Consider the following 16,725-nt stretch of genomic DNA (forward strand, 5'->3'; position numbering starts at 1 on the left):
GGTAAGCGGCGCGCGGGCGTTTGGCGGCGGCGCGCGGGCCTTCGGGAGCGGCGCGCACGGCTCGGGGAGTGGCGCCCAGCGCTCCGGGAGGAGCGCGCGGGACCCGAAGGGGAGCGCGCAGAGCCTGAAAAACGCCGGGCTCGGTCCGACCGCGGACGCGCAGGACCCCGAGGGTGCCCCCGCGCCCGCCCCGCTGCACCTCGCCCAGCACGCGCTGACCGGCGCCCTGCGCGAGGCCATCGTCCACGAACGGCTGATCAAGGTCGCCGTGGGCAGCCGCCTCGACTCGATCGAGCAGGAGTCCTCGGGCGTCACGGCGCACACCCGCGGCCCCAACGGCACCTGGTGGCGCGGCAGTTACCTGATCGGCTGCGACGGACCGCGCTCGACCGTGCGCAAGCTCCAGGACATCCGCTTCCCCGGACGTACCGCCGTCGAACGACACGCCGTGGCAGCGCTGCGTACGGAACTTCCCTGGCCCGGCCGGGCATTGCTGCACCGGATGCCGCCGTGGCGGACGTCGGGCCCCTCGAGCGGGGAGGTGACCGCGCGTCCGCTCGCCGACGACGTGTGGCGGCTGGACTGGCTGCTGCCGCCCGGCAAGGACCTGGTCACCCCCGACCTGCTGGTGGCACGCATCCGCGAGACCCTCGCGGGCTGGAACGCCGGCTCCACACCCCCGTACGAGCTGCTCGACACCGGAGTCCACACCATCCACCACCGCCTCGCCCGCCGCTGGCGGGCCGGCCGGGTCTTCCTCGCCGGGGACGCCGCGCACCTGCTCGGCACGCTCGGCACCCAGGGCCTGGACGAGGGCCTGCGGGACGCCGACAACCTCGCCTGGAAGCTGGCGCTCGCCTGGCACCACGGCCCGCACGAGGCGCTGCTCGACAGCTACCAGGCGGAGCGGCGGGCCGTCGTCGCCGCCCGGCTGCGCGCCGCCGACCAGGCGCTGCCACTGCTGCGCAGCGGCGGAGGCCTGCGCTCGTACGTCCCCGGGTCGGCCCGTGGCCACGACGCGCTGCTCACGGACGGCCATCTGGGACGCGGCCCGCTGGGTGCGCCGGGGGCGTACGCCGACTCGCCGCTCACGCCCGAGCACACCGAGTCGGAGACCCCGGTGGACACGGCACCCGGTGCGCCGGTCGTCGATGTGCGTGTGACCGCGGAGGACGGCTCGTTCGTACAGCTGCGGGAGCGGCTCGGTCGCGGGGTGCTGCTCGTCGTGCTGATCGCTCCCGGTACGGGGGTGTGGGCGCGCAAGCACTGGGTGACGGCCGGGATCATGCCACGGCTCGCGGCCGCCGTGACCGCGCTGCCGCACCGCGCCGAGCTGCTGGTCGCCGAGAGCTATCCCGGCGCGGCGGCACACACCGTGCTCCTGGTGCGCCCCGACGGCCACCTGGTCACCGCGCTGAGCGGGGTGCGTCCGGCCGACCTGTACGCGGCGGCCGAGGCGACACTGGGCGGCCCCGCCACGGTGGAGGCGGAAGCGGAGACGGCGTCGAGTACGACCTGACGACCCTGGTGGTCCGGCCGGACCTGTCCCGCGACGGGGCTCTGCGGGAAGCCCCGGACCACCAGGTTGAGTTCGCCGAACTCGTCCGGGGGGGAGCCACGGCCATCGCGGCACCCTCGGTCACAGGATGGTCCACATAGTGACAGTGAGTTGACCGGTCCAGAGCCCCATGGTCTACTCCGGATCGTGACCGACACCTGTGTGCGCCTGTGGCGGAGGGTCCATATGGACCTCGTCCGCTATGCGGGCTGCGTGTGTCGCCCGTCCTGCTGAATTCGCAGCTCTTCTTTCCCTGCGCGCCGCCCCTCGCTGTCGGCTGCCGCGCGCACCCACGCGAACGCCCAGGACGGTACCCGTGTCTGTGTCCACCCCCTCCACCACGCATTCCTCCACCGCACCGGTCCAGGCCCCCACCCAGGCCGACCTGCTCGACTTCGTGCGCCGCACCGCCGCCGACACCGAACTGATCGCATCCCTCCCCCTCGACCCCGAGGGCCGCACCTGGGTGCGCCTGGAAGGGCCCGGCGGCAGCGAGGCCTGGCTCATCGGCTGGCCCCCCGGCACCGGCACCGGCTGGCACGACCACGCCGACTCGGTCGGCGCCTTCGTCGCCGCCGCGGGCGAGCTCAAGGAGTACTCGCTCGCCGCCCGCCTGCCCACCGACGGCTGGAAGACCCTCGAACTCTCCGAGGACGTCGACCGCGAACGTCGGCTGCCGGCCGGCCAGGGTCGCTCCTTCGGCCGCCACCACGTGCACGAGGTGCTCAACAAGTCCACCGAGGAGCACGCGATCTCCGTCCACGCGTACTACCCGCCGCTGCCCCGGATCCGCCGCTACAGCCGCACGGGGCAGGTGCTGCGCCTGGAGCACGTCGAGCGTCCGGAGGACTGGCAGTGAGCGCGCCCCGCCCGGTGGGCATCGACACGTTGCTGGAACGGGTCCGCGAGGGACTCGACCGGGTGGAGGCCGAGGAGGCGTACTCCGCCGCACAGGCCGGCGAAGCCCTCCTCGTCGACATCCGGTACTCCGCCCTGCGCGAGCGCGACGGACTGATCCCCGGCGCCCTCGTCGTCGAGCGCAACGAACTGGAGTGGCGGCTCGACCCCCAGGGCAGCCACCGCGCCCCCGAGGCCACGAGCCATGATCTGCGGGTCGTGGTGGTCTGCAACGAGGGGTACGCGTCCAGCCTCGCCGCCGTCTCCCTCCAGCAGCTCGGACTGCACCGGGCGACCGACCTGGTCGGCGGCTTCCAGGCGTGGAAGGCGGCCGGTTTCCCGGTGACCGCCTAGCTCCCGGCTCGCTGTCGCCCTGCGGATGGTCTGTCGTGGGGTGCCGGACGGTTCTCGGGTGCGGCATCGGGCGCGGCTTCGGGCACGGTGACGGGGGCCGGGAAGGCCAGGAACCGGGTGAGCACGGTGCGGGCGCCGGTCGGGGTGTCGGCCTCGGGGCGCTTGTAGCGGTTGAGGAGCGCGATGTACTCCTCGAAGAACGCGCGGAGTTCGGGGAGCGTCAGTCGGATGCTGCCGCGCGAGTAGGGGAAGGCGTCGACCCAGGGATCGGTTTCGCCCGCCTCCCCGTCCACTCCCTGCGTCCGCAGCCTCTGCATCTGCTCGAAGAGTTCGAGGTCGGCGGCGTACGCATGGTGGTTCAGCTCGTCCATGACGAGTCGCATCTCGGGACTCTGCCGACTGCGCGGCGGGAACCGGCGGTCGCCGGGGAAGGCCCGCCACCAGCGCTCCCTGCCGTGGCCGCCCGCCTCCGCCGGTCGGTCCACTTCTTCCACGAAGCCGTACCGAGCGAGCTCACGCAGGTGGTAGCTGGTGGCTCCGGTGTTGAGCCCGAGCGCCCGGGCCAGCGTCGCCGAGGTGGCGGGGCCGTGCACGGTCAGGTGCTGAAGCATGCGCTGCCGGCGGGGCTGCGCGAGGGCCTTGAGCGTGGCGAGGTCGGAGAGCTCGGTGGAGCCGCCCGAAGTCTGCTCGCCCCGCCTCGCCATGGGTTCCGCGCCGGGTTCCTGTGCCATGCGTACACAGTCCTCTGTGCACAGACACCTGTGCATTGCGGCAACCCGGCGTCTCCCTCCGGGGGTTAACCCCACCCTCACGAAGGGGAGTTGGACAGTGGCCGAAGCCTGAATCCGAGTCAGGATCGGGTCCAGTCCCCGTGTCCCCCTGAGCCCAACCGCCAGGCCGCCAGGCCGCCCACAGGCGTACAGCGAGTTCAGAACCCAGTTACCAGGCCCAACCCCCGCCCCCGCCCCCCGACCCAAGGCTCAGAACCCCTCGTCCCCCAAGCCCTCCGTGTCCTCCCCCTCTTCCTCCAGCGCCTGGCGAACCACGCGCAGCGCCATCCCCTCGGAGTAGCCCTTGCGGGCGAGCATGCCCGCAAGGCGTCGCAACCGTTTGTCGCGGTCGAGGCCGCGCGTGGAGCGAAGCTTGCGCGCGACGAGCTCGCGCGCCGTCGCCTCTTCCTGCTCGGAGTCGAGCTGCCCGACGGCCTCGTCGATCAGCGTCGAGTCCACGCCCTTGGTCCGCAGCTCCCGCGCGAGCGCCCGCCCGGCCAGGCCCCGGCCGTGGTGCCGGGACTCCACCCAGGCGTCCGCGAAGGCACCGTCGTTGATCAGCCCGACCTCCTCGAACCGTGACAGCACCTCGTCCGCCACATCGTCGGGAATCTCACGCTTGCGCAACGCGTCCGCGAGCTGTTTCCGCGTGCGCGGGGTCCCGGTGAGCAGGCGCAGACAGATCGCCCGCGCCCGCTCAGCCGGGTCCCCTGGGGGCTCCCCCTTCTCGGCCCTCGACGAGGAAGGAGTGCCTCCGTCCTGTGGGTCGTCGGACGGCTCACCGAAACCGCCACGCCTCCGACGCCCTCGTCCGCCTCGCGGCCCCCCGTCGCCGCGCCGCCCACCGCCACGGCGCGATGCACCGCCCGGAGAACCATGACCGTCCGTCAGGCCGTCGCCTTCGCCGTCGCCCGCCGGACCGTCACTGCCGTACGGATCGCCGCCGTGGAACCCCTCGGAGCCATACGTGTCACCGGAGTACCTGGAGGAGCCGCCGTACGTCTCATCCCCGTACGGCCCGTCCCCGCCGTGCGCTCTTTCACCGTCTCCGGCCGAGTCGCCGCTCCCCCCGTGCCCCTGCCCCCGCGGTGGGACGGGGTAGGCGTACTCGGCCCAGTCGGTTCGTCGCGTCATGGACTAGCTCTTGGCCGCCGCGGCCTTGGACTTGGTGGCCTTGGCCGCCGGAGCGGGCACCGTCTTCGCGGCCTCGTCCGAGGCGGTCGAGACCGCCGCGTCCGCGCCCGGCTCGGCGGTGGGCTCCACCGGCCTCACACCGACGCCCAGCTTCTCCAGGATCTTCTTCTCGATCTCGTTGGCGAGGTCGGGGTTGTCCTTCAGGAAGTTGCGCGCGTTCTCCTTGCCCTGGCCGAGCTGGTCGCCCTCGTACGTGTACCAGGCGCCGGCCTTGCGGACGAAGCCGTGCTCCACGCCCATGTCGATCAGGCCGCCCTCGCGGCTGATGCCGTGCCCGTAGAGGATGTCGAACTCGGCCTGCTTGAAGGGGGGCGCGACCTTGTTCTTGACGACCTTGACGCGGGTGCGGTTGCCGACCGCGTCGGTGCCGTCCTTCAGCGTCTCGATGCGGCGGATGTCGAGTCGCACCGAGGCGTAGAACTTCAGCGCCCGGCCACCCGTCGTGGTCTCCGGGGAGCCGAACATCACGCCGATCTTCTCGCGCAGCTGGTTGATGAAGATCGCGGTGGTCTTCGACTGGTTGAGCGCGCTGGTGATCTTCCGCAGGGCCTGGCTCATCAGACGGGCCTGCAGACCCACGTGGGAGTCGCCCATCTCGCCCTCGATCTCCGCGCGCGGCACCAGGGCGGCGACGGAGTCGATGACGATCAGGTCGAGCGCGCCGGAGCGGACGAGCATGTCCACGATTTCCAGCGCCTGCTCGCCGTTGTCCGGCTGGGACAGGATCAGGTTGTCGATGTCGACACCGAGCTTCTTCGCGTACTCGGGGTCGAGGGCGTGCTCGGCGTCCACGAAGGCCACCTGGCCGCCGGCCTTCTGCGCGTTGGCCACCGCGTGCAGCGTCAGCGTCGTCTTACCGGAGGATTCCGGGCCGTACACCTCCACCACTCGGCCGCGCGGCAGGCCGCCGACACCGAGGGCCACGTCGAGCGCGGTCGACCCGGTGGGGATGACCTCGATGGGCTCGTTCGGCCGCTCGCCCAGGCGCATCACCGCGCCCTTGCCGAATTGCCGTTCAATCTGTGCGAGCGCGGCGTCGAGCGCCTTCTCGCGGTCCGTACCTGCCATGGGTTCCACCCGGTTTGCTTGAGTCGATCGCTTCACGTCAAAGACGCTAACGCCTGCCACTGACAATGCGCCCCGACGCCCGTCCAGCCTGTGGATAACTCGGGTACATCTCTGTGAAAACCCTGCCGAAATCCCCGCCGAGAGCCTCGCCGGAGATTCCATAAGAATGGATGTTCGATTTTGGTGTCAAGCGCACCACGCGGCACCTCCGAGCCTACGTTCGCGGACCGACAACGGCCGGGATCCCCGCCTGCTCCACGGGGCGTACCACCGGAGTCTTCGGCCGTACGACGACCTCAGGGCCCTGGCCGCCGAAGCTTGAACCTCATGGAGAGCCGCAGCAAAACCCCCGCTCCCGCCGTGACCACCACCGTCGCCCCACCGGCACGACCGTCTCCGGCGCGCCCCGTGTGGCGCGGGGCGTGGCTCGGAGTGCGTCCCGCCGAGCGGCTCTGCCACGCGACCGGCGCCGTGCTGGTGCTCTCCGGGCTGGCGCATCTGGTCGTCTTCGCCGTGGACGGCGGCCCCTGGGACGGGCCCGTCTCCTGGCGCAAGCCCGTCACGTTCGGGCTCTCCTTCGGGCTGACGCTGATCGCGATCACGTGGGTCACGTCGTATCTGCGGGTCGGAGCGCGTCTGCGCTCGGCGCTGCTCGTCGTGTTCGCCGCCGACTGTGTCGTGGAGGTGGGCGGGATCACCCTTCAGGCGTGGCGCCGGGTGCCGTCGCATCTCAACATGGAGACCGGCTTCGACACGGCGGTGTCGATGACGCTCGCGGTGGGCGGCGGGGCCCTCGTGGTGCTGCTCACCGTGTTCTCGGTGGCCTCCTTCCGGAACCGGCCCACGGGCCCCCTGGGGATGCCGCTCGCGCTGCGCTCCGGGTTCGCGATCCTGCTCGTCGCGCTGGTGTCGGGTGCCGCGATGATCGCGCGCGGGGTCGTCCTCACCCGCACCGGTCACCAGGAGGCGGCGTACCACTCGACGGCCCCGCTCAAGCCGCTGCACGGGGTGAGCCTGCACGCCGTGCTGGTCCTGCCCGCGCTGGCCTGGCTGCTGTCGCACACGCCATGGAGCGACCGGACACGGCAGCGGGTCGTCCACGCGGCGGTCGGCTGCTACGCGGCGGCGGTCCTGGGCGCCGGAGTGTGGGCGGCCCTCACCTGGTGAATCATCGGCCTCATCGGCCGAGCAGCCCCCGCAGACGGGCGCGGAAGGAGGGCGACCTCCTGGTCCGGTGGCCGTGCACCCGGGGATCGTCCGTGACGTCGTACCGCTTCACATAGGCCCCCAGGAAGGCCTGGAGGGTGGCGACCGCGGGGATGGCGATCAGTGCGCCGACGGCCCCGAGGAGCGCGGTGCCCGCGATGACCGAGCCGAAGGCGACCGCGGGGTGGATGTCCACGGTCTTGGCGGTCAGCTTGGGCTGCAGTACGTAGTTCTCGAACTGCTGGTAGACCACGACGAAGATCAGCACCCACAGCGCGTACCAGGGGTTGACGGTGAAAGCGATCAGCATCGGCAGGGCGCCCGCGAGATACGTACCGATGGTGGGGATGAACTGCGAGACCAGACCCACCCAGACGGCGAGCACGGGCGCGTAGGGCACACCGAGGGCCTGCAGCAGGATGTAGTGCGCGATGCCGGAGATCAGCGCCATCAGACCGCGTGAGTACAGATAGCCGCCTGTCTTGTCGACGGCTATCTCCCACGCGCGCAGCACCTCTGCCTGTCGTGCGGGTGGCAGCACGGAGCACAACGCACGCCTCAGCCGGGGCCCGTCGGCCGCGAAGTAGAACGAGAACAGCGTGATCGTCAGCAGCTTGAAGAGACCGCCCAGCACCTGCGCGGACACGTCCAGGACGCCGGTCGCGCTGTTCTGCACGTACTTCCGCAGCCAGTCGGAGTGCACCAGGCTGTCCTGGACGTCCACCCGTCTCACGTGGGTGTGGAAGGTCGAGTTGATCCAGTTGATCACCGAGTCCAGGTACTCGGGGAAGCCCTCGATCATCTTGATGATCTGACCCGCGAGCATCGAGCCGAGCAGCGTGATGAATCCGGCCGTCACGATCAGCAGACCGAAGAAGACAAGGAAGGCGGCCAGCCCCCGGCGCATACCGTACGAGGCCATCCAGCTCACCGCGGGCTCGATGGCCAGCGCCAGGAAGAACGCGATCAGAATGTTGATCAGCAGCCCGATGAGCTGGTGGAACGCCCAACTGCCCAGTTGGAACAGGGCGACGAGGGTGAGCGCGAGCACCATCGCGCGCGGCAGCCAGCGCGGCATGCGCGCGCCCTGCCCGGAGGCGTCCCCGCCCGGGGGCGGAGTGGGCGGCGTCGTGCCGAAGGGGGATGTCTGCTGGGCGACCTGCGCGGTCTCGTCTGTCGGGGCCACGGGGCAAGTCTCGCCCACTCCACCGACAATCGGTGACCGGCCCCGGATCTTCGGGGTCCGTCAGCGGTTTTCGTACGGAACGTTCATGGTCGCGCACACCACGCGCCACACGTCCTTGGCCTCCCAGCCGGCGTTCAGCGCCTGGTGCACGGTCCGTCCGCCGAGCTCCGTCATCACATGATCGCGCGCGAAGGTGTCGGCGTACGCCTCACCGAAGTGATCCGCCATCCGCTGCCAGAAGACCGTCAACCGCATGACTCCAGTATCCCGCCCCTGAGAGTGGGCCCGGGCCGGGACCCCTTGCCGAGACCGCTTTCCGTCCTACGGTCTGAGACATGGCCGAATCAGGAGCATCCCCACTCCCCCCGACGCCCCCGGCGCACACCCCGCTCTCGCGCGCCGAGCACTTCATCTGGCTCACCGCACGCGTGCTGGAGCAGCGCCGTTTCGCGTACCACTTCCTGAACAGCGACATCGGCGCCGCCGACGCGGTGGAGACCGCGCTGGCCGCCTACCGCAACGACGACGAGGGATACGGTCACGCGCTCGAACCCGATCTGCGCGGCCCGGTCAGCCAGCCGCTGCACACCGGGCACGCGCTGCGCGTCCTCGACTCGATCGGGCGGTGCGGCGGACAGCGCGTGGAGCGCGTGTGCCGCTATCTGACCTCGGTGTCGACGGCGGACGGCGCACTGCCGGCGGTCCATCCCAGTCAGCGTGGCTATCCGCACGCTCCTTTCGTGCCGATCGTCGACGACCCGCCGAGTGAACTCCTCGCCACCGGGCCCGTGGTGGGCCTGCTGCACCGCAACGAGGTGTGGCACGCCTGGCTGTTCCGGGCCACCGACTTCTGCTGGCGGGCGGTCGAGTCCCTGGACAAGTCCCACCCGTACGAGGTCGAGGCGGCCGTGGCCTTCCTGGACTCCGCCCCCGACCGCCCGCGCGCGGAGGCCGCCGCCGACCGGCTGGGCCGCCTGGTGCGCGAGCACCGGCTCGCGGCACTGGACCCGGCGCGCCTGGAGGCGTTTCCGGTGGCGCCCGGATACGCGCCGGACGAGCACCACTTCCCGCACGACTACGCGAAGACCCCGGGATCACTCGCGCGCGCATGGTTCACCGACGAGGAGATGGCGCGCTCGCTCGACTTCCTGGCGGGCGAGCAGCGGGAGGACGGCGGCTGGCCGGTCCGCTGGCGCCAGTGGGCACCGGGTACCGCCCTGGAGTGCCGCCCCATGGCGACGATCGAGGCCCTGCGCACCCTACGGGCGTACGGTCGGCCCATCGGCTGAGCGATCCCGACGGTTCCCGGCCCGCACACACGTGTGCGGGCCGTCCGCGTACCGGGCGTCAGCCTGTCAGCGCCCGCACTCCCGCCGTCACGACCACGGCCGCGCCGACCACGAGCAGGAAGGGGGCGCGCAGGAGCAGGGCGACGGCGGCCGCGGCGAGTCCTGCGACCTTCGCGTCCACGACCAGGACGCGCCCGTCGGCGAAGGTCTGCTGAGCCGTGAGCGCGGCCAGGAGGGCGACGGGCAGCAGGGCGGCGAGGCGCTTGACGATCGGCCGCTCCAGAACGCCGGCGGGGACCAGCAGGCCGATGAGCTTGACTGCGTAGCAGCCGACGGCGGTCGCGCAGATCGCGATCCAGATGTTCAACGGTCTTCCCTTGGTGCGTCGTTGTCGGCCTTCATACGGCCGGCGGACTTCGGAGCGCGTCGCCCCTCTACGTAGAGGGCGGCGGGAGCGGCCAGCGCCGCCACCAGGACGGGGACTCCGGCGGGCAGCACGGGCAGCAGACCGAGCCCCAGAAGGACCGCGGCACCGGCCACCGAGCGCTCCGTGGTGGTCTTCAGCATCGGCGCGAGCAGCGCGAGGAAGACGGCGGGCCCGGCGGCGTCCAGCCCCCACGCGTCGGTGTCCCCGATGGCTTCCGCCCCGACGGCGCCCAGCAGCGTGGTGAGGTTCCACAGCACGTACAGGGTGAGCCCGGTGACGGTGAAGCCGATCCGGACACTGCGGCGGGTGGGCTGGGCGAGCGCGACGGCCGTGGTCTCGTCGATGACCCACTGCGCGGCGAACGGGCGCACCGCGCGCGGGAGGGCCAGCAGTTGTGACAGACGCAGTCCGTAGAACGCGTTGCGCACCCCGAGGAAGAACGCGCCCGCGGCTGCCGTGAGCGGGTTGCCGCCGCCTGCGAGCGCGCCCACGAGCGCGAACTGCGAGGCGCCGGTGAACACCAGGAGGCTGAGCGCGCAGGTCTGCAGGACGGTGAGCCCGCTGCCTGCCGAGGTCACTCCGAAGGCGAAACCGGACAGTCCGACGGCGACCCCGACTCCCAGGGCGTCCCGGACGACGGCCGCGTCGGGTTTTCCGCCGCCTTCTTCACTGCGTATGTCTGCGAGAGCTGTCTGTTCTGCCACACCCCGGACTGTAGGTACGGCCGCCCGTCGGCGTCTTGTACGTTCTTGCGCTCGCGCTGGTAGGCGCCCGGAGGCACGCCCACGATCCGGGTGAAGTGACGGTTGAGGTGGGGCTGGTCGGTGAAGCCGACGGCGACGGCCGCTTCGGCGGGCGCGGAACCGGCGTCCAGGAGGTGGCGTGCCCGGCGTACCCGGGCGTCGGTCAGCCAGGTGTGGGGCGGCATGCCGTAGGTGTCTCGGAACGCGCGCAGCAGGGCGAACGGGCTGGTGCCGAGGTCGGCGGCGAGCCGTTCCAGGGTCGGAGGCCCGGCCATCCGCTCCTCCAGCACGGCACGCGCGCGAGCGGCGACACGGGCGCCCGCGGTGTGCACGCCCCGCTGCGGCAGAAGACCGCCGTTCAGACGCAGCAGCCGGGTCACCGCGACCCGTAGCAGCGTGTCGGCCGCGAGCGCGTTGCCCTCCTCCGCGGCCCGAAGCACTTCGTGAACCAGACCCGCCGCGTACGGATCGTCGAGCACCGGGCTGACGAATCCAGGCGTTCCACGAATCGTGGTGGTCTCCGCGGCGATCTCCGCCACCAGCTCGGGCGAGGGGTACACCGCCCCGTACCGCCACCCCTCGGGAACACCCGCCCGGCCCGTGTGCGGGGTGTCGGGGTTGACCAGCGCGAGCGCGCCCGGACCCGCGTACTGGTCGGTGCCGCCATGGTGGAAGACCTCGACACCGTCGGAGATGGCGGCGATCACGAAGTTCTCGTGGGTGTGCCGCACAAAGATCTTCTCGACGAACCGCGCCCGCAGCAGATCGACACCCGGCAGCTCCGCGTACCGCCAGTGCCGCGCCCGCTCCTGCCCCGAACCTGCCACCCCCTCATTCTCCGCCATGGCATCGCAGGCAACCGGCCCGGATGGCGCACCCCCACGCACTGTCGGCCGCCCACGGCGGCGAGGGGCCGTGTCGGGGGGCCGCCCGCAGCGGCTGGCGCGTCAACGCCGCCAAGTCGGTGATCGACCGATTCCGCGCCCGACCGAGGACGGATACCCCCGCCGCGGCCCCGCCCCCCACTGAGCCGTAAGCGCCCCACCGCCCCCATTTCCGCAGGTCGGGGCGATTGTCAGTGGCCGGGTGCAGGATGGACGCATGGTCAGCTCCGCACATCGAGCCCTCGACGGCTTCTCCCCCGCGACCCGCGGCTGGTTCACGGGGGCCTTCTCCGCGCCCACCGCGGCCCAGGCCGGCGCGTGGAAGGCCATCGGCGAGGGCTCGGACGTGCTGGTGGTCGCCCCGACCGGCTCCGGCAAGACCCTGGCCGCGTTCCTCGCAGCGCTCGACCAGTTGGCCTCGACCCCGCCCCCGGCCGACCCCAGGAAGCGCTGCCGGGTGCTGTACGTATCCCCGCTCAAGGCCCTCGCGGTGGACGTGGAGCGGAATCTGCGCAGCCCGCTCACCGGCATCCGTCAGGAGTCGGTGCGCCTCGGGCTGCCCGAGCCCGAGGTGAAGGTCGGCATCCGCTCCGGCGACACTCCGCCCGCAGAGCGCCGCGCGCTTGCCACCCGCCCGCCGGACATCCTGATCACGACTCCCGAGTCACTGTTCCTGATGCTGACGTCAGCGACGCGCGACGCGCTGACCGGTATCGAGACGGTGATCCTGGACGAGGTGCACGCGGTCGCGGGCACCAAGCGCGGCGCCCATCTCGCGCTCACCCTGGAGCGCCTCGACGAGCTGCTGCCCAGGCCCGCGCGCCGCATCGGCCTCTCCGCGACGGTGCGTCCGGTGGACGAGGTGGCCCGCTATCTCTCGCCCCGCCGCAAGGTGGAGATCGTCCAACCGCCGTCGGGCAAGGAATTCGACCTCTCCGTGGTCGTCCCGGTCGAGGACCTGGGCGAGCTCGGCGGCTCCCCGGTCGCCGACGGCAGCGAGGGCGCGGAGAAGCCCTCCATCTGGCCGCATGTCGAGGAGCGGATCGCCGACCTCGTCCAGTCCCACCGCTCCACGATCGTGTTCGCCAACTCCCGCCGCCTGGCGGAGCGCCTGTGCAACCGGCTGAACGAGATCGCGTACGAGCGGGCGACGGGCGAGCCCCTGGCGGAGGCGCACGCCCCGGCCCAGCTGATGGGGGGCTCCGGCGCGGCCCAGGGTGCGCCGCCCGTCATCGCGCGGGCCCACCACGGCTCCGTCTCCAAGGAGCAGCGGGCCCTGGTCGAGGAGGACCTGAAGGCAGGGCGCCTGCCCGCCGTGGTCGCCACCTCCAGCCTCGAGCTCGGTATCGACATGGGCGCGGTCGACCTCGTCGTCCAGGTCGAATCCCCCCCGTCCGTCGCCTCCGGCCTCCAGCGCGTGGGCCGCGCGGGCCACCAGGTCGGCGCGGTGTCCACCGGCGTCGTCTTCCCCAAGTACCGCGGCGACCTGGTCCAGGCGGCGGTGGTCACCGAGCGGATGCGCACCGGCTCCATCGAGTCCCTGCGGGTCCCCGCCAACCCCTTGGACGTGCTGGCGCAGCAGCTCGTCGCCATGACCGCACTCGACACCTGGCAGGTCGACGACCTGCTCGCCACGGTCCGCCGGGCGGCGCCCTTCGCCTCGCTGCCCGAGTCGGCGTTCACCGCCGTGCTCGACATGCTCGCGGGCCGCTATCCGTCCGACGCCTTCGCGGAACTCAGGCCCCGCGTGGTGTGGGACCGCGTCGCGGGTACGATCACGGGCCGTCCCGGCGCTCAGCGCCTCGCCGTCACCTCCGGCGGGACCATCCCCGACCGCGGGCTGTTCGGGGTCTTCCTCGCGGGATCCGACCCCAAGAAGGGCGGCGGCCGGGTCGGTGAGCTCGACGAGGAGATGGTCTACGAGTCCCGCGTCGGGGACGTCTTCACACTCGGCACGAGTTCCTGGCGCATCGAGGACATCACCCGCGACCGCGTCCTGGTCTCCCCCGCCCCCGGCGTCCCGGGCCGGCTCCCCTTCTGGAAGGGCGACCAACTCGGCCGCCCGCTCGAGCTCGGCCGGGCGGTCGGCGCGTTCCTCCGCGAGGTGGGCTCGCTCCCCAAGGACGACGCCCGCCTACGGCTGCTGGCCGCAGGACTGGACGCCTGGGCCGCCGACAACGTGCTGTCGTACCTCACCGAACAGCGCGAGGCGTGCGGGCACGTCCCGGACGACCGCACGATCGTCGTCGAGCGGTTCCGTGACGAGCTGGGCGACTGGCGGGTGGTCGTGCACTCCCCCTTCGGCGCCCAGGTGCACGCCCCCTGGGCGCTCGCGCTGGGCGCCCGGCTCTCCGAGCGCTACGGCATGGACGCCCAGGTCATGCACGCCGACGACGGCATCGTGCTGCGCCTGCCCGACGCCGACGTGATGAGCCTGGACCTGCTCGACCAGGAGCCCATGAATCTGGGCACGGAGTACGACGCGGAGCAGGCGCCCGTCGGCGCGGCGGACGTCGCCTTCGACAAGGGCGAGGTCGACCAGATCGTCACCGACCAGGTGGGCGGCTCGGCACTGTTCGCGGCCCGGTTCCGCGAGTGCGCGGCCCGCGCGCTGCTGCTGCCGCGCCGCAGCCCGGGAAAGCGCACCCCGCTGTGGCAGCAGCGGCAGCGCGCCGCCCAACTGCTCCAGGTCGCCAGCGAGTTCGGATCGTTCCCGATCGTCCTGGAGGCGGTCCGCGAATGTCTCCAGGACGTCTTCGACGTCCCCGGGCTCACCGAGCTGATGGGCGACATCGAGTCACGCAAGGTGCGGCTCGTCGAGGTCACCACGCCCGAGCCCTCCCCCTTCGCCCGCTCCCTCCTGTTCGGATACGTCGCCCAGTTCCTGTACGAGGGCGACTCCCCGCTCGCCGAGCGGCGCGCCGCCGCCCTGTCGCTGGACTCCCGCCTGTTGGCCGAGCTCCTGGGCCAGGCCGAGCTGCGCGAGCTGCTCGACGCCGAGGTCCTGGCCGAGCTGGAGCGGGAGCTCCAGTGGCTCACCGAGGACCGCCGTGTCAAGGACGCCGAAGGCGTCGCCGACCTGCTGCGTCTGCTGGGCCCGCTCACGGACGCCGACTTGGCCGAGCACGGCGCCGAACCGCGGTGGGCCAAGGAGCTGGCCGCGGCCCGCCGCGCCATCAGGGTCCGTATCGCCGGCTCCGAGCACTGGGCGGCCATCGAGGACGCCGGCCGCCTGCGGGACGCTTTGGGCACGGCGCTGCCCGTCGGCGTCCCCGAGGCCTTCACAGAGCCGGTCAAGGACCCGCTCGGCGACCTCCTCGCGCGCTACGCACGCACCCACGGCCCGTTCACCTCCACCACCGCCGCCGCCCGCTTCGGTCTCGGCACGGCCGTCACGGACGGAGCGCTGCAACGCCTCGCGGCGAACGGCCGTGTCGTCCAGGGGGAGTTCCATCCGGCGGGCATCGGCCAGGAGTGGTGCGACGCGGCCGTGCTGCGCAGACTGCGGCGCCGTTCGCTCGCGGCCCTGCGCCACGAGTTGGAGCCGGTGCCGCCCGCCGCGCTCGCGCAGTTCCTGCCGCAGTGGCAGCACGTCGACAGCGGGCACGGGCTGCGCGGCATCGACGGACTGGTGCGCGCCGTCGAGCAGTTGCAGGGTGCCTCGGTGCCCGCCTCCGCCCTGGAGAAGCTGGTCCTGCCCTCCCGCGTCTCCGGTTACGCCCCCGCGCTGCTCGACGAACTCACGGCCGCCGGAGAGGTGGTCTGGGCCGGGGCCGGGTCGCTGCCCGGCAAGGACGGCTGGGTCTCGCTCTATCTCGCGGACGCGGCCCCGCTGCTCCTCCCGGACCCGCACCCCCTGGAGCTGACCGCCCTGCACCAGTCGGTGCTGGACGCCCTCTCGGGGGGTTATGGCCTGTTCTTCCGCCAGATCGCCGACCAGGTCCGCGCCACCACCCACCCCGACGCCACCGATCCCCAACTCGCCGACACGATCTGGGACCTGGCCTGGTCCGGTCGGCTCACGAACGACACGCTCGCACCGATGCGCGCGCTCCTGGGTTCGGGTCGCACCGCCGGGTCCACGGCGCACCGCGCCAAGCGCACGGTCCCGCGCGGCCGCTACGGCTCCCTGACCGGCGCCGCACGCCCCCAGTCCCGTACGGGCCCGCCGACGGTGGCCGGCCGCTGGTCGCTGCTGCCCGCCCGTGAGCCCGACGCCACCGTGCGCGCCCACGCCCTGGCCCGCACACTGCTCGACCGGCACGGCGTGGTGACCCGGGGCGCCGTCGCCGCGGAAGGTGTCGAGGGCGGCTTCTCCGCCGTGTACCGCATCCTGTCCGCGTTCGAGGACAGCGGGCAGGCCCGCCGGGGTTACGTGGTGGAAGGACTGGGTGCCGCCCAGTTCGCGATGGACGGAGCGGTGGACCGCCTGCGCGCGGCGGCGAACGCACGGGACCGGGGCGAATCCCTGGTCGCCCAGGACCCCCAGGACACCTTCCCGGGGCCGACCGCTTTCCCGGACACCCCCGGCCGCCCCCGTACCAACGGCTTCCCCGACGGCCACCACCCCGCGCACACCCACGCGTTCCCCGACGACCTCGACCTCGACGCGACGAGCCCCCTGGCTTTCCCCGAGGCCGAGGACTCCACCTTCGCCGACGGCCACAGCTTCGCGAGCGACCCCGCGCTCTCCCCCAACCGGTTCCGCGCCCGTTCCTCGTCCCGGGCCACCCCCCAGGCCGTGGTCCTGGCCGCCGCCGACCCCGCTAACGCGTACGGCGCGGCCCTTTCCTGGCCCGAGCCGCCCACCGGCGCCGGGCACAAGCCGGGCCGTAAGGCGGGCTCCCTGGTGGTGCTCGTCGACGGCGAGCTGACGCTGTACATGGAGCGCGGCGGCAAGACCCTGCTCGCCTGGCCCTCGGACCCGGACGGCTCGGTCATGGAGGACGCCCGTCTGCGTGCCGCCGCCGAAGCCCTCGCCTCGGCCGCCCGCGCGGGCTCCCTCGGCACGGTCACGGTGGAGCGCGTCAACGGCGCCTCCGCCCTGACATCCCCGTTCGGCACCCTCCTGGAAGGCGCCGGCTTCATCGCGACCCCCCGTGGCCTGCGCCTGCGCGCCTGAGCACCCTGCCCACACGCACCCCACGTA

General features: G+C 72.4%; 15 protein-coding genes. 7 read left to right on the forward strand and 8 right to left on the reverse strand.

Features of this window, described 5'->3' with window-relative positions; all coding sequences use genetic code 11:
• The 4 genes from ABZ656_RS31785 to ABZ656_RS31800 all read left to right on the forward strand — a co-directional run.
• Positions 1-1,519: FAD-dependent monooxygenase (locus ABZ656_RS31785; protein WP_360272312.1), on the forward strand; the 1,519-nt coding region annotated here is incomplete at its 5' end.
• Between the two features lie 201 nt (positions 1,520-1,720).
• Complete coding sequence (locus ABZ656_RS31790; protein WP_309544753.1) at positions 1,721-1,792, forward strand: putative leader peptide; 72 nt, start codon at positions 1,721-1,723, stop codon at positions 1,790-1,792.
• A gap of 88 nt (positions 1,793-1,880) precedes the next feature.
• Positions 1,881-2,417 carry a cysteine dioxygenase gene (locus ABZ656_RS31795; RefSeq protein WP_360272350.1) on the forward strand — a complete coding sequence of 179 codons (537 nt, stop codon included), beginning with the start codon at positions 1,881-1,883 and terminating at the stop codon, positions 2,415-2,417.
• Complete coding sequence (locus ABZ656_RS31800) at positions 2,408-2,809, forward strand: rhodanese-like domain-containing protein (protein ID WP_101401032.1); 402 nt, start codon at positions 2,408-2,410, stop codon at positions 2,807-2,809. Before ABZ656_RS31795 ends, ABZ656_RS31800 begins: the two co-directional genes overlap by 10 nt.
• Here ABZ656_RS31800 and ABZ656_RS31805 read toward each other — a convergent pair.
• The 3 genes from ABZ656_RS31805 to recA all read right to left on the reverse strand — a co-directional run bounded on the left by ABZ656_RS31805 (position 2,806) and on the right by recA (position 5,841).
• Entirely contained in the window at positions 2,806-3,540 is a 735-nt protein-coding gene (locus ABZ656_RS31805) for a helix-turn-helix domain-containing protein (protein ID WP_360272315.1), read from the reverse strand. The genes ABZ656_RS31800 and ABZ656_RS31805 overlap by 4 nt on opposite strands.
• Positions 3,541-3,789: 249 nt before the next feature.
• Positions 3,790-4,713, reverse strand: coding sequence for a recombination regulator RecX (gene recX, locus ABZ656_RS31810; RefSeq protein WP_101401031.1), 924 nt, complete (start codon positions 4,711-4,713; stop codon positions 3,790-3,792).
• A gap of 3 nt (positions 4,714-4,716) precedes the next feature.
• The gene (recA, locus tag ABZ656_RS31815; RefSeq protein WP_101401030.1) at positions 4,717-5,841 is read right to left on the reverse strand and encodes a recombinase RecA; all 1,125 of its coding nucleotides are present in this window, start codon (positions 5,839-5,841) and stop codon (positions 4,717-4,719) included.
• A gap of 327 nt (positions 5,842-6,168) precedes the next feature.
• On the opposite strand from recA, the gene ABZ656_RS31820 reads away from it, so the two are divergent.
• Positions 6,169-7,008, forward strand: coding sequence for a hypothetical protein (locus ABZ656_RS31820; protein WP_360272320.1), 840 nt, complete (start codon positions 6,169-6,171; stop codon positions 7,006-7,008).
• A gap of 10 nt (positions 7,009-7,018) precedes the next feature.
• On the opposite strand, the gene ABZ656_RS31825 is transcribed toward ABZ656_RS31820, so the two are convergent.
• A complete protein-coding gene (locus ABZ656_RS31825; RefSeq protein WP_101401029.1) occupies positions 7,019-8,233 on the reverse strand; it encodes an AI-2E family transporter in 1,215 nt (404 codons plus the stop codon).
• Positions 8,234-8,293: 60 nt separating this feature from the next.
• Complete coding sequence (locus tag ABZ656_RS31830; protein WP_101401028.1) at positions 8,294-8,488, reverse strand: DUF3046 domain-containing protein; 195 nt, start codon at positions 8,486-8,488, stop codon at positions 8,294-8,296.
• An 80-nt stretch (positions 8,489-8,568) separates the two neighbouring features.
• Between ABZ656_RS31830 and ABZ656_RS31835 the strand changes: the two genes are divergently transcribed.
• Positions 8,569-9,522 carry a hypothetical protein gene (locus tag ABZ656_RS31835; protein ID WP_101401027.1) on the forward strand — a complete coding sequence of 318 codons (954 nt, stop codon included), beginning with the start codon at positions 8,569-8,571 and terminating at the stop codon, positions 9,520-9,522.
• A gap of 58 nt (positions 9,523-9,580) precedes the next feature.
• On the opposite strand, the gene ABZ656_RS31840 is transcribed toward ABZ656_RS31835, so the two are convergent.
• From ABZ656_RS31840 to ABZ656_RS31850, 3 genes are read right to left on the reverse strand one after another with little or no spacing between them, the layout of a single operon-like run.
• On the reverse strand, positions 9,581-9,889 hold the full coding sequence (locus ABZ656_RS31840) for an AzlD domain-containing protein (protein WP_101401026.1): 309 nt from the start codon (positions 9,887-9,889) through the stop codon (positions 9,581-9,583).
• On the reverse strand, positions 9,886-10,626 hold the full coding sequence (locus tag ABZ656_RS31845; RefSeq protein WP_360272353.1) for an AzlC family ABC transporter permease: 741 nt from the start codon (positions 10,624-10,626) through the stop codon (positions 9,886-9,888). The genes ABZ656_RS31840 and ABZ656_RS31845 overlap by 4 nt, the downstream gene beginning before the upstream one ends.
• Positions 10,524-11,519, reverse strand: a complete 996-nt coding sequence (locus ABZ656_RS31850; protein ID WP_360272356.1) for an AraC family transcriptional regulator — start codon at positions 11,517-11,519, stop codon at positions 10,524-10,526. The genes ABZ656_RS31845 and ABZ656_RS31850 overlap by 103 nt, the downstream gene beginning before the upstream one ends.
• 274 nt (positions 11,520-11,793) lie before the next feature.
• On the opposite strand from ABZ656_RS31850, the gene ABZ656_RS31855 reads away from it, so the two are divergent.
• Positions 11,794-16,698, forward strand: a complete 4,905-nt coding sequence (locus tag ABZ656_RS31855) for an ATP-dependent helicase (protein WP_360272325.1) — start codon at positions 11,794-11,796, stop codon at positions 16,696-16,698.
• Positions 16,699-16,725: the final 27 nt, after the last annotated feature.

The sequence above is a fragment of the Streptomyces sp. NPDC007095 genome (genome assembly GCF_040634475.1).
Lineage (GTDB): Bacteria > Actinomycetota > Actinomycetes > Streptomycetales > Streptomycetaceae > Streptomyces.